The organism is Planococcus donghaensis (genome assembly GCF_001687665.2).
GTDB lineage: Bacteria > Bacillota > Bacilli > Bacillales_A > Planococcaceae > Planococcus > Planococcus donghaensis.
In genome coordinates this window covers 530897-557671 of the sequence record NZ_CP016543.2, presented here as the reverse complement: position 1 = coordinate 557671, position 26775 = coordinate 530897, and the positions used below count along the sequence as shown (strand labels likewise).

Here is a 26775-nt window from a genome sequence, read left to right as displayed (position 1 = left end):
CCCACATTCCTCCTTTAGCTAAAATTCATTAGCCGAGATATCCGACTTTTTTCAAATATTCGATGATAACCTGTACGGACTCCTCTACAGTCTGCTTATCAGTTTCAATGGTAATGTCTGGATTTATCGGTTCTTCATATGGGGCATCGATCCCGGTAAACCCTTTGATTTCACCAGTTCTTGCTTTTTTATAAAGACCTTTTGGATCTCGACTTTCGCACGTCTCTATTCCGCATTTTACATATACTTCGATAAATTCATCTTTTTCAAGTAGCGCACGAACTTGAGCACGGTCTTCCTGATACGGTGAGATAAAAGCGGTCAAAGTCAAAACACCTGCATCCGTCATTAACTTGCCAACTTCACCGATTCGACGAATATTTTCAGTGCGATCTTCTGGGCTGAACCCTAAGTTTTTGTTTAAACCATGACGGACATTGTCACCATCGAGCAAATAAGTGCGTATTCCGAGCGCATGAATTTCTTTTTCAAGGTTGACAGAAACTGTCGATTTTCCCGATCCCGATAATCCGGTAAACCAGAGCACCCCACTTTTGTGATTATTTAATTTTTGTCGGTTTTCTTTTGTAACAGTCGATTCATGCCAAACAATATTGGTTGCTTTGCTCATCTTTTTCTCCTCCTAAAACCAGTAATAGTAAACAATTGTGATGGTTACCGTCATCACCAACATGCTCAGTGGCGTCCCAACTTTGACGTAGTCCATAAACTTGTAGCCACCCGGTCCATAAACGATTAAGTTGGTTTGGTAGCCGATAGGTGTAATAAAACTAGCAGAAGCGGCAATGGTGATAATAACCGCAAAACCCATTGGATCGAGTTGCAGATAGCTAGCCATTTCGATACCTATTGGAATCATTAAGACTGCTGCAGCACTATTAGTGATCAACTCTGTAAAAACGCTAGTCAATAAGTAAATCAAAATCAAAATTGCCAACAGTCCGAATGGTTGTCCGACCGCTAATAAGCCATCTGCCATCCATTGTGCTAAACCCGTTTTTGTCATAGCTGCTCCAACGCCGAATGCACTCGCAATCAGTAGCAACACGTTAAACTGCACATCATTCTTTGCATCTTCCATAGAAATTGATTTGGTTACTAGCAATAGAATTACTGCTAACGCCATCGCTTTGAACATCGTCAACCATCCTGTAATAACACAGCCAATCGCGGTCACTAACACGAGTAAAGAAAACCAACCGACCAAACGGCTTTCCTGCAAAGATTTTGGTGTTTTCATAGAGGAAACCACATAAAAATCATTGGATTGCTGGTATTTCTCGACAAAATCTGCTCCAGCAAGCAACAACAAGGTATCACCTGGCCGTAAGATAATATCTCCGACTTTGCTTTTAATGCGTTCATTATTGCGATGCACCGCCATAACGCCTGCATCAAAACGTGAGCGAAATTGAGCTTGTTTAATGGTTTTCGACAACAGGGTTGATTCATGTGAAACAACTGCTTCTGCAAGCTGCGTATTGCCATTTTTTAAATCATCCAATTGCAAATCGGTTCCGGTTTTTAACTTCAAGCCTTTTCTTTTTTGAAGTTCAGTAATCGTGGAAATCAGCCCTGTAAAAATCAAGCGATCTCCGGCTTGAATGACGGTTTTGGAACTAACCGAGGAAATCCGTGTCTCGCCACGAATAATTTCGATCAAGTACACCCCTTTCAACTCTCGCAGTCTAGCTTGTTCTACTGTTTGATTGATCTGCGGGAATATTTCTTCGACCATCATTTCAGCAATATAGTTTCGTGAATCTTCTATAACTTGTTTACTGAATCCCTTATTTTCAGGCAACAGCATATTGCCAACTGTAAATAAATAAATCAATCCCACAATGGTGATGGGAATTCCGACAATGGCTAATTCGAACAGCGAAAATCCTTTTAGACCATAATCGATCAACATGCCATGAACGACTAAATTAGTAGAAGTTCCCATCAAAGTGATGGTGCCACCTAAAATAGTTACATACGATAAAGGAATCAATACTTTAGAAGGGGCAATATTGCGTTCTTCAGCCCATTTTTTCAATAATGGTGTTAACGTCACTACGATGGGCGTATTATTCAAAAAAGCAGAAATCAAAGGCAATGGAAGGAAAATGCGAAACAATGAACCTTTCAAGCTTTTTCCTTTATTCAGCCAACTGATCATCATCTGATCGATTAGGCCATGCTTTTGCACAGTACCGACTACGATAAACAACAAGGCAATCGTCAACATTCCTGGATTTGAAAACCCACGCAATGCTTCTTCTGTCGTTAAAATTCCAGATAGCAGCAAGACTACCAATGCCAAAAACACAATCATATCCGGACGAGCAATTTCAAAAAGTAACGCACTGACCATGCCGACAATGACAATAAGCACAAAAATCATTTGGACTGACATAGGCAACCACCCTCTAATTAGTTACTAATTACGGTCTCCCGCAAGCCTTTGATCAGCACATCGGCTACTTCCGGACGGGAAAATTGCTTCGGTGGCTTTTCTCCGTTGCGAAGTAATTCACGAACTTTTGTCCCACTTAGATGAACATGGTGTTCTGCATCATGGGGGCAAGTTTTGGCTGTCGCCATATTTTCACAAGAATTGCAGTAAAAAGAATGTTCGAATTTAAAAATTTGAATACCCAATTCATCTTCAAATTGACTGATAAATTCCTGTGCCTCGTATGTGCCATAATAATCTCCGACACCTGCATGATCACGTCCGACAATAAAATGCGTGCATCCGTAATTCTTCCGGACAATGGCATGGAGAACAGCTTCTTTTGGACCGGCATAACGCATAGCCGCAGGATAAATGGCTAAACGTGCTCGGTCTTGCGGATAATAATGCTTCAAAATGACTTGGTAACTTTCCATCCGAACAGCGGCGGATATATCATCTGATTTGGTTTCACCAACTAATGGATTTAGCAACAAGCCATCGACTACTTCCAAGGCGGCTTTCTGAATATATTCATGCGCACGATGCACCGGGTTACGTGTTTGAAAACCAACAATTGTTTTCCAGCCAAGGTCTTTGAACAACTGTCGCGTTTCAAGAGGATCTAGATGAAACTCTGCGAATTCGCTGTGATCTGGACGGTTCAACAAGATAATCGGACCTGCCAAGTAAATCTTTCCACGTGTATATAATTTCTCTACACCTGCATGCGCTTTTTCTGTGGTACCGTAAATTTTTTCAGCTTCTAATACTTTGTCATAACTATACTTTTCGGTTAACTCGAGCGTGCCATAAATAATTCCATCTTCGCCTTTTAAGGCTATGTGGTCGCCGATTTGGTAGCGGTCCGCTTCTTTTTCTGTAACGGACAGCGTTATCGGCACGCTCCAAACCGTGCCATCGCTTAGACGTGATGTTTGTAAAACACTGCTGTAATCTTTTTGTCCAAGAAAGCCTGTCAATGGGCTGAAGCCGCCAATACCGATCAACTCTAAATCTGAGATAGCCCAATCCGAAATGGATATCGAAGAAAGAGATGCTGCTTTTTTCAACGCCTGTTCCCTTGCAGTGCCGACTAACTGTCTATTTACCAAATCTCCACCGTGTGCTTTACTTGTCATGATATTACCTCCAATGTGATTTTTTCTACGTGTTAGTTCTTGAAAAAGCGCTCTGAGACCAAACTATCCAGACATTCAGGCAAAAAGAAAAGGACCTCTTCAATAAGAAGAAGGTCCTAAAAAGCCAAACAATCTTCTTATCTTCTAGGCTAAAACAAGCCTATTGGAGTTAGCACCGTTTCCTTAAAGGAGGGTTGCTGAGACATCACAGGGCCAATCCCTCCGTCTCTCTTGATAAGAACGTCTATTCAATTGTTAGTGAAAATTGTCTGAAATGTTTGATTTCACAAAGTATATATTATACTATTCCGAGTGTCAAACTATGTTTTAAGTTTTTTTATATTTATATTTGCAAAAAATCAATCACAAACAGTAACGTCATGCGAATAATGCTCCACTGTAGTGCTTATTTTTTTAAGAATTCAGCGAATTATTTATTTTTATAACTCTTCTTAGAATTTATTTGCTAGTATTAAATGCATAAAGGAGGCAGAAAACATGACGACAATCCCCATCATGATTGATATAAAAAACAAAGAAGTAGTCGTTGTTGGAGGCGGACATATAGCAACACGTAGACTTGAACGTTTGGTTGATCAAGAGGCAAGATTGACTGTCATTAGTCCAACTGCGACTGCTGAAATAATCCGATGGGCAGATCAAGAACTGGTCACTTGGAAGCCGAGAAATTTTGAGTATCAAGATTTGGAAAAAGCTTTTATGCTGATTGTTGCAACGAATGACCCCGTTAGTAATGTAGCTGCACGAAAAGCGGCTCCCCCAAATTGCTTAGTGAATGCTGTTGATGAAGCTGAGTTCGGCAACATTCATTTTCCCGCTCATTTCACAAGAGGAAAATTGAGTATTGCGGTGTCAACGAATGGGGCAAGCCCCATGCTCGCAAAAAAAATTAACCAAGAATTGGCTAATCAATTCGATGACCGCTATGACCAATACCTCGAATTTCTTTTTGCTGCTAGGCTGCTCATAAAAAAAGCCAGGATTTCTAGTCCTGACAAAAAAGCTTATTTGCGCACATTTCTAGATGAATCCTTTTTACAGGACGCTATTCAGCAGCAGACACTTCGTGAATTACAGTTGCTTGTAGACAAGACGAAACAAAATATAGACTAACAGTAAGCCATTTTTCTTTTGCTGAAAATCCTTAGCTAAATAGAATTTTTGTTGAATAATCAGAGTCTGCCAACGCATCTTTAAAGCGTTGCTCATCTTAAACTCTTCACTATATTTCGCCATATAAAAACACCCCGAAAGTTAGATTTAAACTCTAACTTTTGGGGTGTTTTTATTTTCGGTACTTAATCGCCAATCCTTTTAGAAAATTCCGCGCGTAGCGATCGCCGCATTCTTTGTAATTTTTATGACCGACTTTACGAAGCAAGGCACCTAATTCCCCTTTAGTAACCGTAACTCCTGCTAACTCCCAAATCGCTAACATATCTTCGCTAGTTAACTGCAAAGCGATTTTCACTTTCTTCAGCAGTAAGTTATTGGAACGCTCATTAGTTAGTGATGGCACTTCTGGCTGGCCCGGTTTAGGCTCTTGACGACCTCTTTTAAAAATAATAAAGCCATTTAAAAAGGATTCGAAAAGGGAATCTTCGGCTTTAATATAATCATCATGCTCTTCATAATCAATCCATATGCTGTCGTCATCTTCTTCATCACTTTCAGGAGTTTTCGTCAACACTTTCAATACTTCTTCCTTACTTAAATCAATGCCACCCAATTTAAAAATTTCAACCATGTCTTTATTTTTTATATCCAACGCATAACGCAGTCTGATCAATAAATCATTATTGTCCATTTAATTTCCTCCTGTTGCTTTCCAGTATCCTTGTTATCTACATTAAATCCTTCTCTAATGATAGCATATATTCTCCTGTCTACCAGTCTGTCCTGAAGACAGTAAAAGAGACAGCCTCAATTGACCGTCTCTTGTTTTTCTCTATTCTTTATTGTTTTTAAACGTTCAACGTTGTTCTTTAACTCTTGGATAATCTTTAAAGACTCTTCATCTTCTACCGATTCCTCATAGAAAAAATCCAAATCTCGTTCTATATCTGCCAATCTTTCATTGTAATGCTTGAGCTTCTCCGCATTAATCAACTGCTTTGCTTCTTGGATGCTTTTCATCTCATTCTACCCCCGTTTTGGCAATGCAAAACTAATAGTATCTTCTATTCCCTTTATTACTCATTTCTAAACTTAGTTTAAAGATATATTTTTAAATTTTTTCAACTAAGCAAAATCGTCAACCAAGTTTACAATACTTTCCATGTATGTTATAGTATTAATAGATGAGTTACATTTGAGGAGGAAAAAGGATGTTCGCTATTGGAGATCATATCATTTATTCCACCCACGGCCTTTGTAAGATTAACGACATTTACGACGTAACCGTTTCAGATGTCACTAAGCAATATTATCAATTGCAACCTTTAGAGAATACATTAGTGACGATTAGCACACCAGTTGGTAACGACAAGGTTGTCATGCTAAAGCTCCTTCAACGAGAAGAAGCACTCGCAATTATTGAGGTCTTTAAGCAACCCGAACTAGAAGCTGATCTTCCACAAAACCCAAAAGCACAACCAAAGAAAGTCCAGTCAGGTGACCGCATGCAAATTGCAGGTGTTATCAACGGATTATTACGTAAAAAGTTTGATACTCAAATTCAAAAAGAGTCTTTATATGAACACGACTATAACCTTTTGAACAATACACAAATTATTCTTTTTAAAGAACTTGCCCATGCACTGGATACGAGTTTTGAAGAAATCAATAAAATGATTAACGATTTGATCACGGATGAACAACCGCAAGCAATTAATTAATCTACCACCTAAAAAGAGCCGCTTCCTCAACGAATTGAGGAAGCGGCTCTTTTCTTTAGGTATAACTAAATTTCCCAGTCACCTTTTAAAATATCCTTTAAGATTTTCAATTGATCTACACCAATTTTTTTAGCGATTTGGTTTTCAAGTTGCTTTTTTACCACTTCGTGTTCTTCATGACACTCTTCACCTAACGTCGTTAGTCTAATGCATTTTTCTTTTTTATTGTTCTCCACATTTTGTACTTCAACTAATCCTTTAGCAGCTAAGTTTTTAATAAACTTATGTGTTGCTTGACGAGTAATGTCTAAATTTTTTGTGACCGACGCAATTGTGGGTTGTTGTTTGTAGATGTGGGCCATTATAAGCCACTCGGAATTCGAAATCTGGATATCGCTTTCTTTATCCCAAGCCAGCTCTGTAATTCTTCGTGTCGCTATATGACGCTCACTTAATAAATCAATCAAATTTAAGTTTTCCAACTCCACGTCTGGTGTCAATCGATTCACCCCTATTATCTGCTTCGCCATTTAATATAACGATTCCCTTATGTGAAGTCAATTAGTAAAAATACTTTGGTGTTGCGAATTCTCCCTTCCACTTAAAAAGCCATCACCAATTCGTAAAATTGGTGATGGCTTTCATAAAGCTAAATTTACACGTTTGTTTCTACTGAACTCTCCGCTTCATTTAACACTTCAAACTCATCTAATAACGCACGCACTTGATCTGTGGTTTCCGTATACATCAATTGATTTCTCAATTCGCCCACACCACGTACACCGCGCACATAAATCTTAAAGAAACGTCGAAGTGGTTTAAATGCAATTGGTTCAATTTCTGTAGAATATTTATCATGCAAATCTAAATGCAATCTCAGTAAATCAAACAACTCTTTCGGGCTATGTTCGGTTGGCTCTTCTTCAAAAGCAAACGGGTTATGGAAAATTCCGCGTCCAATCATGACACCATCGATGCCGTATTTCTCAGCAAGTTCTAATCCGACTTGACGATCTGGAATGTCACCATTGATCGTCAATAGGGTGTCTGGCGCTATTTCATCGCGAAGCTTTTTAATCTCTGGAATCAGTTCCCAATGAGCAGGCACTGCACTCATTTCTTTTTTCGTACGTAAATGAATCGACAAGTTTGCAATGTCTTGTTCAAAGACATGCGTCAACCAGCCTTTCCATTCATCTACATCTGTGTACCCTAGACGTGTTTTCACACTTACGGGTAAACCACCTGCTTTAGCTGCTTGGATGATCTCTGCTGCATTGTCCGGGTAGCGAATCAATCCGCTTCCTTTTCCTTTAGCTGCAACATTCGGTACTGGACAACCCATGTTGATGTCGACACCTTTAAATCCTTGCTTGGCCATTCCGATACTCATTTCTCGGAAATGCTCAGGCTTGTTGCCCCATATATGAGCAACCATTGGTTGTTCATCTTCCGTGAACGTCAAACGGCCACGCACACTGAAAATCCCTTCCGGATGACAGTAGCTTTCAGTATTCGTAAATTCAGTAAAAAACACATCTGGTCTTGCGGCTTCTGCCACTACATGGCGAAACACTACATTCGTCACATCTTCCATCGGCGCTAAAACAAAAAATGGTCGTGGTAAATCACGCCAGAAATTCTCTTTCATATTCAACTTCCAATCCTTTCATGGTGAGATGATCACTCTTCTATCATCTAAAATTCTTGTTGTATCTATAAGGCAAATCCATAACGAGTAAATGTATTTAGATGCTGTTACTTTTCTTAACCTTATACAGTTTACACGAATCCTCTGCTTGTGGAAAGAGACGTGCTTTAAACAATATCTCCTTAGGCATCTAAAAAACGTCAACTCTAAGGATACGAGTTGACGTCTTTGAAATAGCAGCTTCCATGATTCATCGACTTGCAGCGTTATGTTGCGAATTACAGTTCAAAAAATTTGTACGTGTTTTTCCCTGATGCTTTTGCCTGGTTCAAGGCGTAGTCTGCATTTTTGAGAAGCGTCTTTAAGCTTACCGTGCAATCGCCAGGATACATAGCGATGCCAATACTGGTAGACAGTTGGTAGTGAGGATCCCAAATCGTCAACCTCTCCAATACTTGTTCCGCCAATCGACTCATTTCTTCCATATCCGAGACACGGGAAAAGTGGATAACAAATTCGTCTCCTCCCAACCTGAATGCTAAAGCATCCGGATGTCCATTCACAAAATTTTGAAGCCTTACCGCAACATCTTCCAACACGATATCGCCCGCATCATGACCATGGACATCATTTACTTTTTTAAACCCATCCAAATCCAAGAAGAAAATCCAACCTTCCGTTTCTTGCTGGTCATCAAAAAAATTGGAAAGGTAACGTCTATTGTATAAGTTTGTCAAAGAATCTCTATAGGCAATGCGCTCTAGGTCCAAATAATATGAAAACATCTTAACAATTCTTTGCAGCAATGTAATACTTTTGTCGTCAAAATGTTTTTCCTTATCATTTACAGCACACAACGTACCAAATCGATCGCCATTCACAAAGGAAATTGGAATGCCCAAATAAGATTTAATATTGGCTTTTTCAAGTCCATTTTTCAAATCCTCTAAACTGTCAGCCTCCATAATGCTCTCATAGACTAAAGGTTGTTTCTTTTCAAAATCAACAGCTCTGCAAAGAGAGTCATTGAGATTTAACATCATGCCTTCAGTTGCGATAATACTTGTGGTCTCATTTGAGATCTTCAAAATAACTTGCTGCGTACCACTAATCGAACTTATATAAATTAATTGGTTAGGTAAAATTTCTTTTGCAAGATCCAGTACATCTCTAGCTAATTCATCAAAATTTTTATACGTCTCTAATTCTTGAAAGATCGTCGTCATATAGCACCTCGATTATTCTCATATTCACCTTTTATCCTTTAATCCACTGTCAGGCGAATTCATCCGTCTTGTTTTTATCTCTACTACAACACTATCCTCTATTCCCTAAAGTTTAACATATGCATCCATGAGTTTCTCCATAAATCATTTTTTCTCTTTTTCTCTTATAAGCATAACTTTTTGGTCCACCCTCCTCATACTGTACAATGAAGTTAGTAGAGAAAGGAGATTGATTGAACATGACAACTTATCAAGAAAACATAGCCGGTTTCGAAAAAATTAATTCTACAAAAGCACTAGAATTACTAAAAGGGGATTCGGAAGCCGTTCTTTACATAGGTAAAGAAGTTTGTCCTTTTTGCAAAACTTTCGTCCAAAAACTAAAAGAAGTTGCTGATGAAACAGCTACTCAGGTTTACCACGTAAACAGTGTAGAATCAGATGATATGACGGGTATTACTTCACTACGCAATGAGTTCAACATTCCAACCGTTCCTGGTTTCATCTATACAAATGAAAACACAGTAAACGTAAAATGCGATTCATCAATGGACAAAGAAGAAATCAAAGCATTTATGAACAAATAAGTTTTTATCGAAATTAAAAGACCGCTGATCTGGGATCAGCGGTCTTTTTCGTCTTCTAATTAATAACTAACCCAGCTCAAGCCAGTCGTACCGTCTCCTGCATGGACACCAACGCAAACACTTAGAGCCGCTATTTCTACTTTTAAACTCGGAAATTCTTGCAACAACTCATTTTGCCATACTTCTGAGTCCGGAACATTATTACAATGAATAACAGCCACTTCTGGTACAGAACCTGCAGCCATATCTGCACGCAATAGTGACATCACATGGTCTTTTGCACGCTTGTTTGTACGCACTTTTTCAGTCATTACTGCTTTACCCTCAACAAAACTAATCACCACTTTAATATTTAGCAAATTACTTAAAAACGTTTGCGTACCAGAAACACGCCCACTTTTGTGTAATTGGTTTAAACTAGATGGAATAAAAGACAACTTTGATTTGCCTGTCATTTCTGTAATTGTAGCGACAACTTCCTCTACTTCTTTACCGTTTGCAAGCAGCTCGTTCCCCACTTCAATCATTTTGACCATTGGAAAAGAACCAATTTTCGAATCAATTGGATAAACTTTAAAGTCGGTCATTTCAGAAGCCGTTTGGGCCGTTTCAAATGTGCCTGACAATCCACTTGATAAATGAACAGCGATTGCAAAGTCATAGCCTTGTTCTTCTAATTTTTCATATAAAGCCAGCATTTCTCCAATGGCTGGTTGTGATGTTTTCGGTGAAACTTTCGCTAATTTTAATTTATCGTAAAATTCGTCTTGTGTTAAGTCAATGGATTCTCTGTATTCTCCATCTGCAAATACAACACTAAGTGGTAGAACGTATACATCGTGTTTTTGGATAAAAGCATCGTCTAGTTGTGCAGCTGTATCCGTAATCCAAGCTATTTTCTTCATAAGATATTCTCCTCTAAGTGCAAGTTCCATATAAGAACCCACTATCTACTAACGCTAACATACATGACAAATCTTTACGGTACTAGTGACACTTGTCATATGAAGTTAAATTATTGTAAGCGCCGTCATAATTTGAACATAACTAGTTTTTCTAAAAAAATAGCCAGCATACTCATGATGAGCTGCTGGCGATGTTATATTTTGTATTGAAAATTGGTTTTACTTATAAGTCTTTTAATGGGTTTGTTCCCATTGCTCTATTTTTCGATTTTACACTTCTACCAAATTGATCTTCAAACATGATTTTTGCAGCTTTAGGTGCCGCCCAGAACGTTGGCAATAATAGCAACGAAACCGGAATGGCAGTCACCACAATAAACGATTGAATCGCTTGAATGCCGCCTTCGCTAATCATTAAGAGAACAATTGCTACCGCTCCCATAATAATTGACCAAAAAACACGCATAATTTTTGGCGGATGACCATCGCCTGTAATGGCTACTGAAATGGTATATGCCATCGAGTCGGCAGTCGTCACCACAAATAAGATCGTGACGAGTAAGAACAGTGGAGCTATAACTGAACTAAGTGGCAATTGTTGTGTAATGGCCACCATCGCAGCTGGCATACCTGATGTGTTTAATGCATCTGATACAATCCCTGGCTGACCAAGTTCATAAAACATCCCTGTTCCGCCAACAACTGTAAACCAAAATGCCGTAACGGTTGGCGCGATGATCGAAACTGCTGTAATCAACTCACGAATCGTGCGTCCACGTGTAATGGTAGCGATAAAAATCGCCATCATTGGACCATATCCGAGGAACCAGCCCCAGAAAAAGACAGTCCAATAACCTAACCAACCAGAATCTCCGCGGAACGTACTCATTGCTAGGAATTCTTGAAGGTGAACTCCAGTTGCTGCAAGAAACGTATCAAAGATAAACCCGCCTGGCCCTAACACTAAAATAGCAACCATTAAAATGAGTGTAATAATGATATTCAAATTACTAAGAAATTGTATTCCTTTACGCAAGCCTGTAATAGCTGATATTGTGGCAATCGCTACTACAGTAATGATGATCGCTACTTGCGTAAACAAGTTATTCGGTATGCCAAATAATGATTCCATTCCATATGCGGCTTGCAAACCAAGAAACCCAATAGGTCCAATTGTTCCGGCTGCGACCGCAATAATGGCAGACGCATCAATAATCGTACCCAATACACTGTTTTTCATGATTTTTTCACCGAGTAACGGGTAAAGTAACGTACGCGGTTTTAATGGCATGCCTTTTTGATAATGAGCATACATTAAAACGATTGTTCCAAGGGTCCCAAGAATTGACCATGCAAGAAATCCCCAATGTAAATAAGATTGGGCAAAGGCCGGTACAATAGCACTTTCCGTACCAGAGTCTACACCTGGGCCTGTGAAATTAGGAGACACATCAAGAAAATGGTACATTGGCTCAGCAGCTGCCCAAAAGACGCCTCCTGCTGCTAACAAGGTTGTCATAATCATGGCAATCCATTTAAAATAGCCAACTTCCGGCTTGTCCATCGCACCTAGTCGAACTTTTCCGTATTTCGAAAATCCTAGAAAAAGTGCAATAAAAAATGTTCCCAATAACAACACTTGCCAAAATGCCCCAAAATACTTCACGGCAAAAGCAAATGATTGATTTACACTATTCGACACAAACTCTACATTGATAAATGCTGCAAGAACAAAAGCGACAAGTAACCCACCACTAATGAACAGTACGGGCCAATCTGTCTTTGATCCATATTTCTTCAAAAAATAAAACCTCCTATTAGTAGCATGCGCATAAACACATACTTTGAAAAGTGGAGAATCTCTCCACAATGATGATCTCAATCTCACTAACTGCTTCGTGTGACAACGTGCTCTGCACATCTATTTCTAAACAGCATGTTCAATTGTCTTTACCTTTTCTTTTGCATAAGAGTAGCACGATACTCAAAAGCTTTTTGGCAATAAGTATGTAATTGTATATGACTTACACACAATTTGCCAATCGTTTTGACTCACTAAAGATGAATTGGAGATTTTGAGTCAGTAGCTATCCATTATCCGGAAAATTAGTCGTACAAACGCCCAGCAATCATCTGTTTTCGTCGCCATATTTCTATAAACAAGAAAATTGAGCTCTAACCAACTAACCTCTATCATTAAATACATATCAAACTCGATTTTCAACTTAAAGATTTCCAACTCCAACAAAGGATGCTGATACATTAATGGTTCATTCAGAAACGTTAGACAACACCCAATCATTCGACTTTAAAAAGAACATTCCACTTTTAGCTGTATTGCTATCCGGTGCTTTTATCACCATTCTCAATCAAACACTTATCTCTACATCATTACCACCTATTATGGACGACCTTAAAATTAGCGAAAGTACGGTTCAATGGCTTCAATCAATTTTTATGCTGGTCAATGGGATTATGATTCCAATCACGGCCTTTTTAATTGGGAAATTTACAACACGCAGTTTATTCTTAACGGCCATAGGCATGTTTGCTGTCGGTACATTGCTCGCAGCTATTTCACCTAACTTCACCTTCTTATTAGGAGGACGCGTGCTACAAGGGGCTGGAGCCGGAATTATGATGCCGCTCTTGCAAACAATTTTGTTTTTAGTCTTCCCAGTTTCCCAGCGTGGGAAAGCAATGGGTATGTTTGGTTTAATCATAGCTTTTGCACCTGCAATCGGACCAAGTTTATCAGGTTATTTAGTCGACCACTACCCGTGGCGCAGTGTCTTTTACGTTGTTTTACCAATCGCAATTATCATTTTTATCTCAGCGTATTTCCTATTGAAAAATGTAACCGAACAAACCAATCCGAAGATGGATTATTTATCAATCGTTCTTTCCACATTTGGATTTGGCGGACTTCTTTACGGCTTTAGTATCGCAGGTAACGTAGGCTGGCTCAGCCCAAATGTACTCATTTCACTAGTAATTGGTGCAGTAACCCTGTTCTGGTTTATTACGAGACAATTAAGACTAAAAGAACCTATTCTTGAATTTCGTGTTTTCAAATACAGTGTTTTCTCAATTGCTACCGCACTCGGGATGATTGTATTTGCTTCGATGATTGCCACAACAGTTATTTTGCCTTTGTTCATGCAAAATCTACTAGGGTTCGACGCTTTCCATTCTGGACTGATGTTATTGCCAGGAGCAATTATTATGGGAATTATGAATCCTGTGTCGGGTGCGTTATTCGATAAATATGGAGGCAAATGGCTATTACGTCTGGGCTTTGCCATTTTGGCAGTCACTACCTTTTTCTTTACCAACCTTTCGCAAGATACAACGTTTCTGTACTTAGCTGTATTAAATGCAATTCGAATGGGCGGTATCGCTATGGTCATGATGCCATCGACCACACTTGGGTTAAATCAGTTACCAGATCACCTTATTTCTCACGGTACGGCGATGAATAATACGTTCCGTCAAATTTCAGGTGCTATCGGGACAGCGGTATTAGTGACGATTACGGTTACGGCTGCAAACGGCAGTTCCATAGCTGGTGCAATACAAGGCGTGAATGTTGCCTTTGTCGTAGCTGGAGTTGTCGCAGCATTTGGCTTCCTTTTATCGTTTGCTATTAAAAGTCCAAAACTCGCCACAAAGGAAAATTAAGCACATAAAAAGCTCACACTATCCGCAAAAGATAGCGTGAGCTTTTTTCAATTTAAACGCGTTGATGATCAGCGCGCCATATGTTGATAGACTTTTTAATAGCGTCTGCGGATAACTCTTCAATTACTGCACGTTCAGCTAACGCCACTAGTTCCGCATCAGGTGCAAAACGCAAAGCGATTAGTTGTGACTTTGTTAGTCGCGGATCTAGACGGTTTCCTGTCAGCATAAAATAGCGCAATTGTTCTTCTGTGCAAATCAAACGATCTTGTAACGTAAGTGCATAAATTCGCGCAAGCATTCCTGGGATAATCGCCAGGACCACAATAGCAAAAATCAATAAAAGCTGCACCGAAAAACCATTTTTCACGAATTGATAAATTCCATAACTAGCTGTGGTTATAAGCAATATAAAGCTTAACGGTACCCAGAAAAAAAGCTGTAACTTTGGGTAACGCACATGTTTTTCATACGATTGTTCGTTCATTTTTCCACTCCTTAACTCTCTACAAAGGAATCATACTATACTGCAATACTTTCACCTATCTTATTGCTCGGGAACCTAATAAAGCTTGGGTTAAGTTCTACAGTTTCAAAACCCTCTACTCGACACCTGTCTTGACACTTAGTGGGACACGTACCATAATCTAAGACAAAGGATTATCGAAAGGACAATGCAATGTGAGAAAGCAACTAAAACTCGGAACGATGATTCACGGAGCCGGCGAGAAGATTTCAGATTGGCGACATCCGGCCATCCCTTCAGATGCCAGTGTCAGTTTTGATTTTTATAAACAGCAAGCGCAAACTTCTGAACGTGGAAAATTTGATTTTGTTTTTATTGCAGATGCCCTGTACATCAATGAAAAATCAAACCCCCACTACTTAAATCGCTTTGAACCATTAACTGTTCTTTCTGCACTCGCTGCGGTAACATCACATATTGGACTTGTGAGTACTTTATCCACCACCTATAGCGAACCGTTTTCTGCCGCAAGACAGTTTGCTTCATTAGACATGTTGAGCGGTGGTCGCGCTGGATGGAATGTCGTAACGTCAGGACTTGAAAAGACGGCCTTGAATTTCAGCAAACAACTCGACGATCACCCCAGTCACGCTGAACGCTACCGAATGACTACGGAATTTGTTCACGTCATGAAAGGCTTATGGAATTCTTGGGAAGATGATGCCTTTGTTCGCGATAAAGAATCTGGGCAATTTTTTGATCCAAAAAAACTGCATACGCTGAACCACCAAGGCGAATTCTTTTCTGTCCAAGGACCATTAAACATTGGCCGTTCACCACAAGGACAGCCGGTCATTTTCCAAGCCGGTTCTTCTAAAGACGGCATTGCTTTTTCTGCTCAACAAGCAGATGCCGTATTTGCCATTATACCGAAAATAGAAGAAGCCACGCAGTATTATAAAAACGTTAAAGCACAAGCCCGTTTGAGCGGTCGTGAGCCTAGCGACGTAGTCGTCTTACAAGGCATCAGCCCCATTATTGGCGAGACCGCAGAAGATGCCGAACGAAAATACCAAGAACTGGCGAGTTTAGTCACCACTGAACAAGCTCTCGCTTTTTTAGGCCGTTTGTTTGAACATCATGATTTTTCCCAGTACCCACTAGACGAACCGTTTCCGGATATCGGAACCATCGGCAAAAACAGTTTCCAAAGCGATACCGATCGCATTAAAAGGGAAGCACGTGTCGAAAACTTAAGCTTGCGTCAAGTGGCTTTGCGCGAAGCAACGCCGCGCACGCCTTTTATAGGCACACCTGAAGACATCGCTAATTTGATCGAATCGTGGTACGAACAATACGCAGCAGACGGCTTTATGATCATTGCCAATTTGCCAAGCGAACTCGAAGCGTTTGTTGACCAGGTAGTGCCGATTTTGCAAACACGCAAGATTTTCCGGACGGAATACGAGGGAACGACATTGCGTGACAATTTGGAGTTGCCTTATGTGGAAAAGCAGAAATCTGTTGAAAGTTAGTTTTTAAGTTTACTCAATAAAAAAGAGCCTCACACTAATTCGATAAATTAGTGTGAGGCTCTTTTGTTTAGTTTGAGGTCACGAATAGAAAATAAGATGTTTTTAACACATTAACCCTCATGAGTTAAGGGTAAGATGCTACTTACATCATGCCGCCCATGCCGCCCATATCAGGCATGCCGCCGCCTTGTCCTGCTGGTTCAGGAATGTCTGCGACTACTGCTTCAGTCGTCAAGAACATCGCTGCAACAGATGCTGCGTTTTGCAATGCTGAACGGGTAACTTTCGTTGGATCCACAATTCCTTCTTCGACCATGTTCACCCATTCGCCATTAGCAGCGTTATAGCCAATGCCGACTTCTTCTGTTTTCAGACGGTGAACGATGATTGATCCTTCAAGACCTGCGTTTGTTGCGATTTGACGAACTGGTTCTTCAAGCGCACGAAGTACGATGTTGATTCCTGTTGCCACGTCGCCTTCTTGCGATTCAAGAAGTTCTGCTACTTTGTTGTAAACGTTGACTAATGCAGTACCACCGCCGGCAACAATTCCTTCTTCTACAGCTGCACGAGTTGAGTTCAATGCATCTTCAATACGAAGTTTACGTTCTTTCAATTCAGTTTCTGTAGCCGCTCCGACTTTGATAACTGCTACGCCGCCAGCTAATTTCGCTAAACGTTCTTGTAGTTTTTCTTTGTCGAATTCAGAAGTTGACTCTTCTAATTGGTTACGGATTTGGCCAACGCGCGCAACGATGTGCTCTTGGTTGCCAGCGCCTTCTACGATTGTCGTGTTTTCTTTTGTTACAACTACTTTAGATGCGCGACCTAGTTGCGCAATGTTTGTTGTTTTCAATTCAAGTCCTAGATCCTCTGTAATCACTTCTGCGCCAGTTAATGCTGCAATATCCTCAAGCATTGCTTTGCGACGATCACCGAAGCCTGGTGCCTTTACAGCTACTGCGTTAAACGTGCCACGCAATTTGTTCACAACTAATGTTGCTAACGCTTCGCCTTCAACGTCTTCAGCTACGATAAGTAACGGTTTGCTTTGTTGAACCACTTGCTCAAGAACTGGTAGGATTTCTTGGATGTTGCCAATTTTCTTGTCAGTTACTAAAATAAACGGATTTTCTAAAACAGCTTCCATTTTATCTGAATCAGTTACCATGTATGGCGATTGGTAGCCGCGATCAAACTGCATCCCTTCAACCACATCAAGTTCCGTTGTAAAGCCACGTGATTCTTCTAGCGTGATTACGCCGTCGTTACCAACGCGCTCCATTGCTTCTGCAATCAGTTTGCCGACTTCTTCGTCACCAGACGAAATCGCTGCAACTTGTGCAATGGATTCTTTGCCTTCGATTGGTTTTGAAATTGCTTTTAATTCGCTAAGTGCGCTTTCAACTGCGAGTTCAATACCATGACGGATGCCCACTGGGTTTGCGCCAGCTGTTACGTTTTTCAAGCCTTCACGAATCATTGCTTGTGCAAGAACGGTTGCAGTAGTTGTACCGTCACCTGCGATGTCGTTTGTTTTAGAAGCAACTTCCGCAACAAGTTTCGCGCCCATGTTTTCAAAAGCATTTTCAAGTTCGATTTCTTTTGCGATTGTCACACCATCGTTGGTGATTAACGGCGAACCGAATTTTTTCTCAAGCACTACGTTACGCCCTTTTGGTCCAAGCGTTACTTTTACTGTGTCTGCTAATTTATCTACGCCTTTCAGCATTAAACTGCGTGCATCTTCGCTGAACTTAATATCTTTTGCCATGTTTAGCTTCCTCCTGTGTCGTTGGTTTATTTTAGCCTAAAACTGCTAATATATCGTTTTCACGTAAGATCAAATATTCTTTGCCTTCATATTTTAATTCAGAGCCTGCGTATTTCGAGAAGATAACGCGATCGCCAGCTTGCACGTCTAATGCTGTGCGCTGTCCGTTTTCACGAATAAGTCCATTTCCTACAGCGATCACATGGCCCTCCTGCGGTTTTTCTTGTGCTGATCCCGGTAAAACGATACCGCTTGATGTTTTTTCTTCCGCTTCGATGAGCTCAATAATTACACGATCTCCTAGTGGTCTTAACAAATGAAACACCCTCCTCAAATTATCTAAATGTTCTCGATTAGCACTCTCAACCTTTGAGTGCTAACCCATTAACAAGTTTAATAAAATCTTCAGTCTTTTGCAAGTAGGAACTATTATGATTTTGATTTCTTTGCGGTTATCTTCTGAAAGCTCTACAATAAGAGAGAGCTTAATAGTGAAAGGAATTACATCATGCCCGACAAACAAAAAAAATTTATAGACAACTTTTTAAAAAATGAACGAGCAACCAAAACGAAAAAAAGTAGCACGTATCGACCGAAATCCAAAGGCAAAAAAACACCGCTTTATGTATTGTTGATCTTTATCGCCGCACAGCTTTCACCGATCCTGTTTATTAGTCCTACTTTGAGTTACTTTCAAGGCCAAGGCATGGACCGTGAAGCTGCAGGCATTGCAACATCCGGCTGGTTAATCTTTTTGACCATGGGTATTGGCTTTCTCATAACACTCATTATCGTGTCTCGAGACAAACGCTTTTTCGATATTTGGAAAGGCAAAAAGTCGTCTCTGCTCATGTCGATTGTATGGGGCTTTCTCGGCTTCTTGTTGTTGCTCATCGGCCAATCCATTGCCGCTTTAATCGAAATGAATTTTCTCGGCATTGAACCCGGTTCTGAAAATACCGCTTCCTTAGTGAGCATCGCTGAAGTGGTACCACTCGCGATTGTTTCAATCGTCTTGTTTGGCCCCGTTCTTGAAGAACTCGTTTTCCGTCGCGTGTTGTTTGGTTCATTAAATCAGACGACCAATTTCTTTTTCGCCACTGCGGTGAGTGCTTTGACGTTCGCACTGATCCATTTCGATTTTACACACTTGTTGCTGTATTTCACGACCGGATTGATCTTAGCGTTTTTATATCAGAAAACAAAAAGCATCATCACGCCCATTGTTGCTCATATTTTGCTGAATAGTTACGTCATGGTCATTCAACTAAACATGGACAAAATCATGGAATTCCAAAAACAACTGGAAAATTTGCAGTAAAAAAAGCCTTCCCCGATCAATTCGGCGGAAGGCTTTCTTGTTGTTCTTCAATCGCTTGTTGCTGCTCGGCTTTTAAAAACTTACGGTAACCAATTTTAGCAATTACGACACTAAATTCATACAAAATAATAAGCGGTAACGTAACTATCATATGTGAAACGATGTCAGGCGGTGTAATAAACGCCGCAATGATCACCAATCCAAGATACGCAAACTTACGATATTTCGTCATCAACATCGGCGTAATAATGCCAAGTCTTGTTAAAAACAACATCAATACCGGCAGCTGGAAAATAACGCCGAACGGCAACGTAATTTGGAACAAGAATTGAAAATACTCGTTAATGCCAATGGTTTCTTGTATGTTCATGTTATCAGAAATATTCAGCATAAATCCGATGACGTATGGGAACAAGATTAAATAGGCAAAAGCAATTCCGCCTAAAAACAAAAGTACAGAAAACGGAATGTAACTGAGTGTCGCTCTCCGTTCTGTATCAAGAAGTCCCGGGCTAATAAACGCCCAGAATTGGTACATAATTAGTGGTGACGTGATAATTAGCGCTAAAATCATTGTTACTTGCATAAAAATCTTCAGTGGATCCGTAATTTTGAACGCATTCAAGGTAAGATTTTTTGCTTCTTCGGTATACTGCAAATACTGAATTAGCGGCTGTGCAAGGAAAAAGCTCACAATAATCGCTAATACAAAGAAAACGACTAGAATGGTCAGTCGTTTTCGGAGTTCTCCTATATGTTCAATTAATGTCATCTCATTTTCTGGCATTAGACAAACATCCTATCGTATTTCCTTTTGCTAGTCTTTCTTTTTCAAATCTACTTTGTCATCGTCATCGTCTACAAGTCCTTTTGTAGCGTTCTTAAACTCACGCAAAGACGAACCAAATGCTTTTCCAAGTTCCGGCAATTTTTTCGGACCGAAAACAAGTAAAGCTACAACACCGATAATAATGATACTCATTGGACCTGGCATACGTTGCACCTCCTGTATTATGGCTCTATTTTACATCATTCGAGCAGGTTTGGCTATTTCGAAAGGCTGGGGAAATGTGAAGGTTTTAAGTCAGTGCTGCTTGATTTGGTAGATCAATGTTTGCAACTCTACTGACAAATCAATGGTCTGAACACGAATATGATCAGGCACTGAAATTCGAACTGGTGTGAAATTCAAGATTCCTTTTATATCGGTTTTCGCTAAACGGTCTGTTACTTCTTGAGCTGACCGAGAAGGGACCGTTAAAATAACTAGCTCCACACCATATTCTTTAATCTTTTCCTCAATCATATCGGGATGGTACGTATCAATCTCGCTGATTTTCTCGCCTTCTAACGGACTATTCGAATCAAATGCCACAATGATTTTCGTATTGTGGTTGCGGTGGAAATTATACTTTAAGAATGCACTGCCAAGTCCACCAACGCCGATCAATGCAACATTGGTCGCTTCGTCTTGATCTAATGTTTTACGGAAAAACAACAGTAATTCTTGAACGTCGTAGCCATACCCTTTTTTGCCAAGTGCGCCTAAATGAGAAAAATCACGGCGAATCGTGGCAGAGTCAATTTTCATCGCTTCACTTAATTCTTGCGAGGAAATCCGTTTTTGTCCGGCGTTCGCGAAATTTTGAAGAAAACGATAATATAGCGGCAGCCTTTTTGTTGTGGCTTGCGGAATTTTAGATGTCTCGTGTAACATACGCTTTCGCATCCTCCTGAGGTGTTGTCAAATCGCTTTCATCTTACAGTAGGAGCCATGATATGTAAAGACTTGTGCAATTGCGAACAACCGCCCTATCAGCTACACTTAAAGAGAATAGAGGTGACCTACATGATTGTTTTACAAGTAAACCAAGTCCATAAATCCTTTGGCGCAGAAGAGATTCTCTCAGGCGTCAAATTAGAAGTGCAACACCGCGATCGCGTAGCATTAGTAGGCCGCAACGGCGCTGGAAAATCAACCTTATTAAAAATCATTGCTGGAGAAATGTCTTATGATAGCGGCGACATCAGCATGCCGAAAGATTTGTCGATCGGCTATTTAGAGCAGCAAACCAATTTAGAATCAGATGCGACAGTGTGGGATGAAATGATGACAATTTTTCATCATTTCCGTGAACAAGAAGCGAAACTTCGCCACTTAGAAGCGCAAATGGCGAATCCCGATGTCTACAACAATCCCGAAGAAAATGACAAAGTAATGAAAGAATACGACTTGCTGCAACATGACTTTAAAGACGCTGGCGGGTATCAATATGAATCGGATACACGCGCCATTCTTCACGGCATGAAATTTTATCCCGATGATTACGATAAAAAAGTGACATCTTTATCGGGTGGCCAAAAAACGCGTCTTATGTTGGCTAAGCATTTACTTAGCAAACCCGAGCTATTAATTCTCGATGAGCCGACCAACCATTTGGACATTGAGACACTCAGCTGGTTGGAAAATTATTTGAAAAATTATCCGGGTGCTTTGCTTATTGTTTCACATGACCGTTATTTCCTCGATCAAGTGGTAACGCTTGTCTATGAAGTGTCTCGTCATCGCGTAAAAAAATACACCGGGAACTACAGTCGATACTTAAACGAAAAAGCTAAACAATACGAGCTTGACCAAAAGCAGTTTGAAAAGCAGCAAGGAGAAAAAGCCAAGCTTGAAGATTACGTCCAGCGCAACCTAGCACGAGCTTCCACTACGAAAATGGCGCAAAGCCGGCGAAGAGTTCTGCAAAAAACCGATTGGATGGAAGCCCCCGATGGCAATGAAAAGTCCGCAAGTTTTGGTTTCACAATCGGCAAACAAAGTGGCAATGATGTGTTAAATGTTCAATCGTTAGCGATTGGTTATAGCGAAAACCCTGTATCAAAAGACGTTTCGTTAAAACTATATCGCCAAGAAAGCTTAGCGCTCGTCGGACCGAACGGTGTCGGAAAATCCACTTTGCTAAAAACCATTATGAAAGAGCTGAAACCACTTGAAGGCAGCATTCATTATGGTACGGGTATCCAATTTGGCTATTACGATCAAGAACAAGCTAATTTAAAAGGCAATAAACTTGTTTTGAATGAACTATGGGACGATTATCCATTAATCAACGAAAAAGATATACGCGGCATATTAGGACGCTTTTTGTTTACTGGCGACGATGTGTTAAAACCTGTTTCTACTTTATCGGGTGGCGAAAAAGCACGTGTAGCACTGGCAAAGTTAATGATGCAAAAAGCTAATGTCTTGTTACTTGATGAGCCGACCAACCACTTAGACCTCGACAGTAAAGAAGTGTTGGAAAATGCGTTATTGGACTATCCAGGCACATTGCTTTTCGTATCGCATGATCGCTACTTTATGAACCGCATTGCCACTAAGGTTATTGAGCTTACACAAGATGGAACAACTGAATACTTGGGCGACTATGATTATTACGTAGAGAAAAAACTTGAAATTGCTGAACTAAAAGCACTTGATGAAGCCGGTTCAGTGACTGAAGTCAAAGCGCCAGTTACTGCTTCTACTTCACAGATTGATAAAGAAGCCAAAAAGCTCGAACGCCAATTGGTTCGACAATCAGAAGAAATTGAACAAACGATGGAAAAACTAGATTCACAAATTACTGAGATTGAAGAACAGCTTTGCAAACCTGAAATCTTCCAAGATCACGAGCGAGTATTGCCTCTTCAAAATGAGTTAGAAGAGTTAAAGTCTACTCACGAAGAAGCGATGACACAATGGCTTGAAATTCAGGAAAAAATTGAAAATATTTAATTTCAACCGGCTATTGGATAGCCGGTTTTTTTGTTACTATATATAGGTCAATAGCTATTTATAAAATATTTATTTCCACAGATTTCTCCACATGATCGACATTGTCTTATCAACTGTCAACAGACTTACTAACAATATCCACAGAAAAACTAAATGTTATACACATAGTTTTCCACTCACCTCTACACAATATGTAGGATATTCACCTTTTATCCTCTAGTTATAAACAGTTTATTCACAAATTGTGCATAAGTACAAATGTTCTCTATTGACAGACTAATTATCAATATACGTACAGAAGTCTGAATTTTATGGTAAAAAAAAGCAAGTAATTTCACACATTCCAGTAGTACTGAAATGATGAAATTACTTGTTTTTATTAAATCCATGATGTTAAGGGCATGCCTGGTCGTCCGTTCATCGCCATTGTCCCCAAAAGTCCTTTTTCGTACATAACGGTTCCCGCTGCTGCAATCATAGCCGCATTATCTGTACACAACGGCAATGATGGAATATAGAAAGGAATTTCTTTTTCTTGGAATGCAGATTCCAATGAGTTTCTCAATCCTTTGTTTGCTGCTACTCCACCTGCAGCAATGACTTGACGAACTTTGTATTCTTCAGCTGCACGAACAGTTTTACCCGTTACCACTTCTACTACACTATTTTGAAAACCTGCTGCAACATGTTCAGGTGCCACAGTTTCTCCACGCTGCGCTGCATTATGCATGTAATTTAAAACAGACGATTTTAATCCACTGAAACTAAAATCATACGATCCTTCTTCGAGCCAAATCCGTGGAAACGCTATAGCTTTTTCGCTTGCATGTGCCAAGCGATCAATATGAGGTCCACCAGGATAAGGCAAGTCTAATGTGCGTGCCACTTTATCATAAGCTTCTCCAGCTGCATCATCTCGCGTTTCTCCAATAACCGTGAAATTGCCATGTTCTTTCATATAAATGAGCTCTGTATGTCCACCTGAAATAACTAAAGCAAGAAGTGGAAACTCCATTTCTTGTTCTAAACGGTTGGCGTATATGTGACCTGCAATATGGTGAACTCCCACTAAAGGTAGTTGATGGGCAAAAGCAAAAGCTTTTGCTGCGTTGACACCAATCAATAAAGCACCCACTAATCCTGGTCCTTCTGTTACTGCAACTGCATTTAATTGATGCGGTTCTAGTCCTGCCAACTGTAACGCTTCTTCAATGACCAAAGTTATTTGCTCCACATGGTGTCTTGAAGCAATCTCTGGTACAACGCCACCAAAACGTTTATGGCTCTCAATTTGAGAAGCTACAACATTTGAAATGATTTCTGTTCCATTTTTCACGACAGAAGCAGCTGTTTCATCACAGCTTGTTTCAATTCCCAATATATAAATGTCTTTATTCATCGAATTTCACCCACATAACTATGGCATCTTCGTAGTTATCCGTATAATACCGTTTACGAATGCCACCATTTTTAAATCCTAATTTTCGGTATAGATTTTGAGCTACTGTGTTGCTGACACGCGCTTCTAATGTCATTAACACAGCCCCTTGTGCTTTCGCGGTTTTAATTGCCGCTTCCATCAAGCCATCGCCTAGTTTTTTGCCGCGGTGGTCCGGGTGAATAGCGATATTGGTAACATGCGCTTCATCTAGGACAAGCCACATCCCACAATATCCTACAATGCCATCCTCGGTTTCAGCAATCACATAATACGCATGCTCATTAATATTCATTTCATTGTAGAAAGCCTCTTTTGTCCAAGGCAATGTAAAAGACAATTTTTCAATTTCATACACCGCATCAATGTCTTCAACCGTCATTTTTCTATAACTTACGGCTCCATTCATACACTTTTGCCTTCTTGAGTTTTATTATAATTTGCTTCTGCTTCTGTAATACGGCGATACTCTGGTACAGCATGATGAACTGCGCTTTTCTCAGATTTTTGAGCCAACACAATCAGGTTTGATGCGCGTGGCAATCTGTTTGAAACTTCACTCCATTGAGCCTGTTCGCCAAGCACTTCTGTAATAAGTGCTTCGTGTAATTTAGCATCTACTCCAGTAAACAACACGGGTCGATTGAGCTCTTTAATTTTGAGTAAGAATTCTTTTACTTCGCTATGCTGATCAGCAAAAACAGGGATTAATCCCACACCTTCATACAAGCCAATAAAAGCTGTTCCACGGCGAGCATCCATTATAGGACAAACTAGCCCTTCAAACCCCTGCCCATTTGCTGCAAGCACCTTTAAACTAGAAACAAGGTGGAGTGGAATTTTTAATGACCATGCCAATGTTTTAGCAATGGTTAAGCCAATACGTACACCAGTATAAGAACCCGGTCCTTCAGCTACTGCAATATGTGTTAAGTCCGCAGGTGTGATTTTTGCCTTTTTCATCATTTCTTCAATTGCAGGCATAGCTGTTAACGAGTGGTTGATTTTTAAATTTGATGTTTCTTCTATTAAAATTCTTTCGTCTTCGATTAACGCGATAGACAAAGGAGAATTTGAGGTATCGATTCCAAGATAGATCATAAGTTTAGCTCCCCGCAAAGATTTTCATATCGTCTGCCAATCGGATTCAAAGTCATCTTTCGCTCTTGTTCAGATTGTCGGTTGATGGTGATTTCTAACCGTTCTTTCGGCAAATATTCTTCAATAAACTTTGCCCATTCTACGACTGATATCGATTCACTATTGAAAAATTCATCAAATCCGATATCTTCATCGCTATTTTCGAGACGATAAACATCGAAATGATTCAAGTCTAAACGACCAGAGTATTGTTTTAAGATGGTAAAAGTAGGGCTGTTCACCATGCGTTGAATACCAAGACCTTTTGCTAGCCCTTTTGTAAAAGTAGTTTTTCCAGCACCTAAATCTCCTTCAAGCGTTAGCAGATCACCGGGTTCTAATAGTTCCGCAAGATGGATCGCAAAGTTTTCGGTTTCTTCTGGCGAATTTAGCATTTTTGTATATGTCATATATCATGTCACCTCTATTGATTCTTTACATAGTTTAGCGAAATAGTTAGCGTAAATCAAAATATATTGTTTTTCCGTAAAAGTTACTATCTTTTAACCAAAAAAAATGAACACAGCATGATCGCTGTGTTCATCATCAAAATTACGGTCCCGACCGGGATCGAACCGGCGATCTCCTGCGTGACAGGCAGGCATGTTAACCGCTACACCACGGGACCAAAAAAAATAAAACAGACCAGCGACGTCTTACTCTCACAGGGGGAAACCCCCAACTACCATCAGCGCAAAAGAGCTTAACTGCCGTGTTCGGGATGGGAACGGGTGTGGCCTCTTTGCCATCATCACTGGACTATTTGGTTGAGTGCTTGTTCACTCAAAACTGGATAAACGACATTG

The 26775-nt window shown here is 40.1% G+C and carries 27 protein-coding genes, 1 tRNA gene, 1 rRNA gene and 1 riboswitch; of the genes, 7 read left to right on the top strand and 22 right to left on the bottom strand.

All coding sequences use genetic code 11. The annotated features are described in order from the left end of the window. Positions 1 to 28: 28 nt before the first annotated feature. The 3 genes from cysC to sat are packed head-to-tail and all read right to left on the bottom strand — an operon-like array spanning position 29 to position 3603. Positions 29 to 631 carry an adenylyl-sulfate kinase gene (gene cysC, locus BCM40_RS02935; protein ID WP_065527234.1) on the bottom strand — a complete coding sequence of 201 codons (603 nt, stop codon included), beginning with the start codon at positions 629 to 631 and terminating at the stop codon, positions 29 to 31. Between the two features lie 12 nt (positions 632 to 643). Then, positions 644 to 2422 (bottom strand): SLC13 family permease, encoded by a 1779-nt coding sequence (locus BCM40_RS02930; RefSeq protein ID WP_065527235.1) that lies wholly within the window; start codon positions 2420 to 2422, stop codon positions 644 to 646. Positions 2423 to 2439: 17 nt separating this feature from the next. Next, positions 2440 to 3603, bottom strand: coding sequence for a sulfate adenylyltransferase (gene sat / locus BCM40_RS02925; RefSeq protein WP_065527236.1), 1164 nt, complete (start codon positions 3601 to 3603; stop codon positions 2440 to 2442). A 134-nt stretch (positions 3604 to 3737) separates the two neighbouring features. Then, positions 3738 to 3844, bottom strand: a riboswitch (SAM riboswitch). A 257-nt stretch (positions 3845 to 4101) separates the two neighbouring features. On the opposite strand from sat, the gene BCM40_RS02920 reads away from it, so the two are divergent. Beyond that, on the top strand, positions 4102 to 4737 hold the full coding sequence (locus tag BCM40_RS02920) for an NAD(P)-binding protein (RefSeq protein ID WP_065527237.1): 636 nt from the start codon (positions 4102 to 4104) through the stop codon (positions 4735 to 4737). Between the two features lie 172 nt (positions 4738 to 4909). On the opposite strand, the gene BCM40_RS02915 is transcribed toward BCM40_RS02920, so the two are convergent. Both BCM40_RS02915 and BCM40_RS02910 read right to left on the bottom strand, forming a co-directional pair. Further along, the gene (locus tag BCM40_RS02915) at positions 4910 to 5431 is read right to left on the bottom strand and encodes a YehS family protein (protein ID WP_065527238.1); all 522 of its coding nucleotides are present in this window, start codon (positions 5429 to 5431) and stop codon (positions 4910 to 4912) included. 116 nt (positions 5432 to 5547) lie between these two features. Further along, positions 5548 to 5760: a hypothetical protein gene (locus tag BCM40_RS02910; RefSeq protein WP_065527239.1), complete on the bottom strand. Its 213-nt coding sequence runs from the start codon at positions 5758 to 5760 to the stop codon at positions 5548 to 5550. Between the two features lie 191 nt (positions 5761 to 5951). On the opposite strand from BCM40_RS02910, the gene BCM40_RS02905 reads away from it, so the two are divergent. Beyond that, entirely contained in the window at positions 5952 to 6461 is a 510-nt protein-coding gene (locus BCM40_RS02905) for a CarD family transcriptional regulator (protein ID WP_065527240.1), read from the top strand. Between the two features lie 65 nt (positions 6462 to 6526). Here BCM40_RS02905 and BCM40_RS02900 read toward each other — a convergent pair whose 3' ends face one another. The 3 genes from BCM40_RS02900 to BCM40_RS02890 all read right to left on the bottom strand — a co-directional run bounded on the left by BCM40_RS02900 (position 6527) and on the right by BCM40_RS02890 (position 9338). After that, positions 6527 to 6961, bottom strand: a complete 435-nt coding sequence (locus tag BCM40_RS02900) for a MarR family winged helix-turn-helix transcriptional regulator (protein WP_156851245.1) — start codon at positions 6959 to 6961, stop codon at positions 6527 to 6529. A 155-nt stretch (positions 6962 to 7116) separates the two neighbouring features. Then, positions 7117 to 8112, bottom strand: coding sequence for a tRNA dihydrouridine synthase (locus BCM40_RS02895; RefSeq protein ID WP_065527242.1), 996 nt, complete (start codon positions 8110 to 8112; stop codon positions 7117 to 7119). Between the two features lie 278 nt (positions 8113 to 8390). Next, positions 8391 to 9338: a sensor domain-containing diguanylate cyclase gene (locus tag BCM40_RS02890; protein ID WP_065527243.1), complete on the bottom strand. Its 948-nt coding sequence runs from the start codon at positions 9336 to 9338 to the stop codon at positions 8391 to 8393. A 239-nt stretch (positions 9339 to 9577) separates the two neighbouring features. Between BCM40_RS02890 and BCM40_RS02885 the strand changes: the two genes are divergently transcribed. Further along, positions 9578 to 9925: a DUF6568 family protein gene (locus tag BCM40_RS02885; protein ID WP_065527244.1), complete on the top strand. Its 348-nt coding sequence runs from the start codon at positions 9578 to 9580 to the stop codon at positions 9923 to 9925. Positions 9926 to 9984: 59 nt separating this feature from the next. Here BCM40_RS02885 and BCM40_RS02880 read toward each other — a convergent pair whose 3' ends face one another. Further along, on the bottom strand, positions 9985 to 10830 hold the full coding sequence (locus BCM40_RS02880; RefSeq protein WP_065527245.1) for a DegV family protein: 846 nt from the start codon (positions 10828 to 10830) through the stop codon (positions 9985 to 9987). A gap of 223 nt (positions 10831 to 11053) precedes the next feature. Beyond that, positions 11054 to 12631, bottom strand: coding sequence for a BCCT family transporter (locus tag BCM40_RS02875; RefSeq protein ID WP_065527246.1), 1578 nt, complete (start codon positions 12629 to 12631; stop codon positions 11054 to 11056). Between the two features lie 464 nt (positions 12632 to 13095). Between BCM40_RS02875 and BCM40_RS02870 the strand changes: the two genes are divergently transcribed. Then, on the top strand, positions 13096 to 14511 hold the full coding sequence (locus BCM40_RS02870; RefSeq protein WP_065527247.1) for a DHA2 family efflux MFS transporter permease subunit: 1416 nt from the start codon (positions 13096 to 13098) through the stop codon (positions 14509 to 14511). A gap of 52 nt (positions 14512 to 14563) precedes the next feature. On the opposite strand, the gene BCM40_RS02865 is transcribed toward BCM40_RS02870, so the two are convergent. After that, a complete protein-coding gene (locus BCM40_RS02865) occupies positions 14564 to 14998 on the bottom strand; it encodes a DUF6526 family protein (RefSeq protein WP_065527248.1) in 435 nt (144 codons plus the stop codon). Positions 14999 to 15219: 221 nt separating this feature from the next. On the opposite strand from BCM40_RS02865, the gene BCM40_RS02860 reads away from it, so the two are divergent. Further along, on the top strand, positions 15220 to 16512 hold the full coding sequence (locus BCM40_RS02860; RefSeq protein ID WP_197681411.1) for an LLM class flavin-dependent oxidoreductase: 1293 nt from the start codon (positions 15220 to 15222) through the stop codon (positions 16510 to 16512). Positions 16513 to 16654: 142 nt separating this feature from the next. Here BCM40_RS02860 and groL read toward each other — a convergent pair whose 3' ends face one another. Both groL and groES read right to left on the bottom strand, forming a co-directional pair. Next, the gene (groL, locus tag BCM40_RS02855) at positions 16655 to 18286 is read right to left on the bottom strand and encodes a chaperonin GroEL (protein ID WP_065527250.1); all 1632 of its coding nucleotides are present in this window, start codon (positions 18284 to 18286) and stop codon (positions 16655 to 16657) included. Positions 18287 to 18317: 31 nt separating this feature from the next. Continuing rightward, positions 18318 to 18602, bottom strand: coding sequence for a co-chaperone GroES (gene groES, locus BCM40_RS02850; RefSeq protein WP_008429894.1), 285 nt, complete (start codon positions 18600 to 18602; stop codon positions 18318 to 18320). Between the two features lie 192 nt (positions 18603 to 18794). Between groES and BCM40_RS02845 the strand changes: the two genes are divergently transcribed. Then, on the top strand, positions 18795 to 19607 hold the full coding sequence (locus BCM40_RS02845; RefSeq protein WP_083394461.1) for a CPBP family intramembrane glutamic endopeptidase: 813 nt from the start codon (positions 18795 to 18797) through the stop codon (positions 19605 to 19607). Between the two features lie 16 nt (positions 19608 to 19623). On the opposite strand, the gene tatC is transcribed toward BCM40_RS02845, so the two are convergent. From tatC to BCM40_RS02830, 3 genes are all read right to left on the bottom strand, one after another. Continuing rightward, complete coding sequence (gene tatC / locus BCM40_RS02840; protein WP_065527251.1) at positions 19624 to 20394, bottom strand: twin-arginine translocase subunit TatC; 771 nt, start codon at positions 20392 to 20394, stop codon at positions 19624 to 19626. A 30-nt stretch (positions 20395 to 20424) separates the two neighbouring features. Beyond that, a complete protein-coding gene (locus BCM40_RS02835) occupies positions 20425 to 20601 on the bottom strand; it encodes a twin-arginine translocase TatA/TatE family subunit (protein WP_008429889.1) in 177 nt (58 codons plus the stop codon). 90 nt (positions 20602 to 20691) lie between these two features. Then, entirely contained in the window at positions 20692 to 21324 is a 633-nt protein-coding gene (locus tag BCM40_RS02830; protein WP_008429888.1) for a redox-sensing transcriptional repressor Rex, read from the bottom strand. Positions 21325 to 21456: 132 nt separating this feature from the next. Between BCM40_RS02830 and BCM40_RS02825 the strand changes: the two genes are divergently transcribed. Then, positions 21457 to 23391, top strand: coding sequence for an ABC-F family ATP-binding cassette domain-containing protein (locus BCM40_RS02825; protein WP_065527252.1), 1935 nt, complete (start codon positions 21457 to 21459; stop codon positions 23389 to 23391). Between the two features lie 379 nt (positions 23392 to 23770). On the opposite strand, the gene tsaD is transcribed toward BCM40_RS02825, so the two are convergent. The 6 genes from tsaD to rrf all read right to left on the bottom strand — a co-directional run bounded on the left by tsaD (position 23771) and on the right by rrf (position 26728). Continuing rightward, complete coding sequence (tsaD, locus tag BCM40_RS02820; protein ID WP_065527253.1) at positions 23771 to 24790, bottom strand: tRNA (adenosine(37)-N6)-threonylcarbamoyltransferase complex transferase subunit TsaD; 1020 nt, start codon at positions 24788 to 24790, stop codon at positions 23771 to 23773. Then, positions 24783 to 25238 carry a ribosomal protein S18-alanine N-acetyltransferase gene (gene rimI / locus BCM40_RS02815; RefSeq protein WP_065527254.1) on the bottom strand — a complete coding sequence of 152 codons (456 nt, stop codon included), beginning with the start codon at positions 25236 to 25238 and terminating at the stop codon, positions 24783 to 24785. The genes tsaD and rimI overlap by 8 nt, the downstream gene beginning before the upstream one ends. Continuing rightward, on the bottom strand, positions 25235 to 25930 hold the full coding sequence (gene tsaB / locus BCM40_RS02810) for a tRNA (adenosine(37)-N6)-threonylcarbamoyltransferase complex dimerization subunit type 1 TsaB (RefSeq protein WP_065527255.1): 696 nt from the start codon (positions 25928 to 25930) through the stop codon (positions 25235 to 25237). Before tsaB ends, rimI begins: the two co-directional genes overlap by 4 nt. Then, positions 25927 to 26379 carry a tRNA (adenosine(37)-N6)-threonylcarbamoyltransferase complex ATPase subunit type 1 TsaE gene (gene tsaE / locus BCM40_RS02805; RefSeq protein WP_065527256.1) on the bottom strand — a complete coding sequence of 151 codons (453 nt, stop codon included), beginning with the start codon at positions 26377 to 26379 and terminating at the stop codon, positions 25927 to 25929. The genes tsaB and tsaE overlap by 4 nt, the downstream gene beginning before the upstream one ends. Positions 26380 to 26524: 145 nt before the next feature. Further along, a tRNA-Asp gene (locus BCM40_RS02800) sits at positions 26525 to 26597 on the bottom strand. Positions 26598 to 26612: 15 nt separating this feature from the next. Then, positions 26613 to 26728, bottom strand: a 5S ribosomal RNA gene (gene rrf / locus BCM40_RS02795). Between the last annotated feature and the right edge of the window lie 47 nt (positions 26729 to 26775).

Excerpts from the sequence above, each read along its gene's own strand:
- cysC (WP_065527234.1), bottom strand. The coding sequence starts at position 631 with ATGAGCAAAGCAACCAATATTGTTTGGCATGAATCGACTGTTACAAAA.
- BCM40_RS02930 (WP_065527235.1), bottom strand. The coding sequence starts at position 2,422 with ATGTCAGTCCAAATGATTTTTGTGCTTATTGTCATTGTCGGCATGGTC.
- sat (WP_065527236.1), bottom strand. The coding sequence starts at position 3,603 with ATGACAAGTAAAGCACACGGTGGAGATTTGGTAAATAGACAGTTAGTC.
- BCM40_RS02920 (WP_065527237.1), top strand. The coding sequence starts at position 4,102 with ATGACGACAATCCCCATCATGATTGATATAAAAAACAAAGAAGTAGTC.
- BCM40_RS02915 (WP_065527238.1), bottom strand. The coding sequence starts at position 5,431 with ATGGACAATAATGATTTATTGATCAGACTGCGTTATGCGTTGGATATA.
- BCM40_RS02910 (WP_065527239.1), bottom strand. The coding sequence starts at position 5,760 with ATGAAAAGCATCCAAGAAGCAAAGCAGTTGATTAATGCGGAGAAGCTC.
- BCM40_RS02905 (WP_065527240.1), top strand. The coding sequence starts at position 5,952 with ATGTTCGCTATTGGAGATCATATCATTTATTCCACCCACGGCCTTTGT.
- BCM40_RS02895 (WP_065527242.1), bottom strand. The coding sequence starts at position 8,112 with ATGAAAGAGAATTTCTGGCGTGATTTACCACGACCATTTTTTGTTTTA.
- BCM40_RS02890 (WP_065527243.1), bottom strand. The coding sequence starts at position 9,338 with ATGACGACGATCTTTCAAGAATTAGAGACGTATAAAAATTTTGATGAA.
- BCM40_RS02885 (WP_065527244.1), top strand. The coding sequence starts at position 9,578 with ATGACAACTTATCAAGAAAACATAGCCGGTTTCGAAAAAATTAATTCT.
- BCM40_RS02880 (WP_065527245.1), bottom strand. The coding sequence starts at position 10,830 with ATGAAGAAAATAGCTTGGATTACGGATACAGCTGCACAACTAGACGAT.
- BCM40_RS02870 (WP_065527247.1), top strand. The coding sequence starts at position 13,096 with ATGGTTCATTCAGAAACGTTAGACAACACCCAATCATTCGACTTTAAA.
- BCM40_RS02865 (WP_065527248.1), bottom strand. The coding sequence starts at position 14,998 with ATGAACGAACAATCGTATGAAAAACATGTGCGTTACCCAAAGTTACAG.
- BCM40_RS02860 (WP_197681411.1), top strand. The coding sequence starts at position 15,220 with ATGATTCACGGAGCCGGCGAGAAGATTTCAGATTGGCGACATCCGGCC.
- groL (WP_065527250.1), bottom strand. The coding sequence starts at position 18,286 with ATGGCAAAAGATATTAAGTTCAGCGAAGATGCACGCAGTTTAATGCTG.
- BCM40_RS02845 (WP_083394461.1), top strand. The coding sequence starts at position 18,795 with ATGCCCGACAAACAAAAAAAATTTATAGACAACTTTTTAAAAAATGAA.
- tatC (WP_065527251.1), bottom strand. The coding sequence starts at position 20,394 with ATGCCAGAAAATGAGATGACATTAATTGAACATATAGGAGAACTCCGA.
- BCM40_RS02835 (WP_008429889.1), bottom strand. The coding sequence starts at position 20,601 with ATGCCAGGTCCAATGAGTATCATTATTATCGGTGTTGTAGCTTTACTT.
- BCM40_RS02830 (WP_008429888.1), bottom strand. The coding sequence starts at position 21,324 with ATGTTACACGAGACATCTAAAATTCCGCAAGCCACAACAAAAAGGCTG.
- BCM40_RS02825 (WP_065527252.1), top strand. The coding sequence starts at position 21,457 with ATGATTGTTTTACAAGTAAACCAAGTCCATAAATCCTTTGGCGCAGAA.
- tsaD (WP_065527253.1), bottom strand. The coding sequence starts at position 24,790 with ATGAATAAAGACATTTATATATTGGGAATTGAAACAAGCTGTGATGAA.
- rimI (WP_065527254.1), bottom strand. The coding sequence starts at position 25,238 with ATGAATGGAGCCGTAAGTTATAGAAAAATGACGGTTGAAGACATTGAT.
- tsaB (WP_065527255.1), bottom strand. The coding sequence starts at position 25,930 with ATGATCTATCTTGGAATCGATACCTCAAATTCTCCTTTGTCTATCGCG.
- tsaE (WP_065527256.1), bottom strand. The coding sequence starts at position 26,379 with ATGACATATACAAAAATGCTAAATTCGCCAGAAGAAACCGAAAACTTT.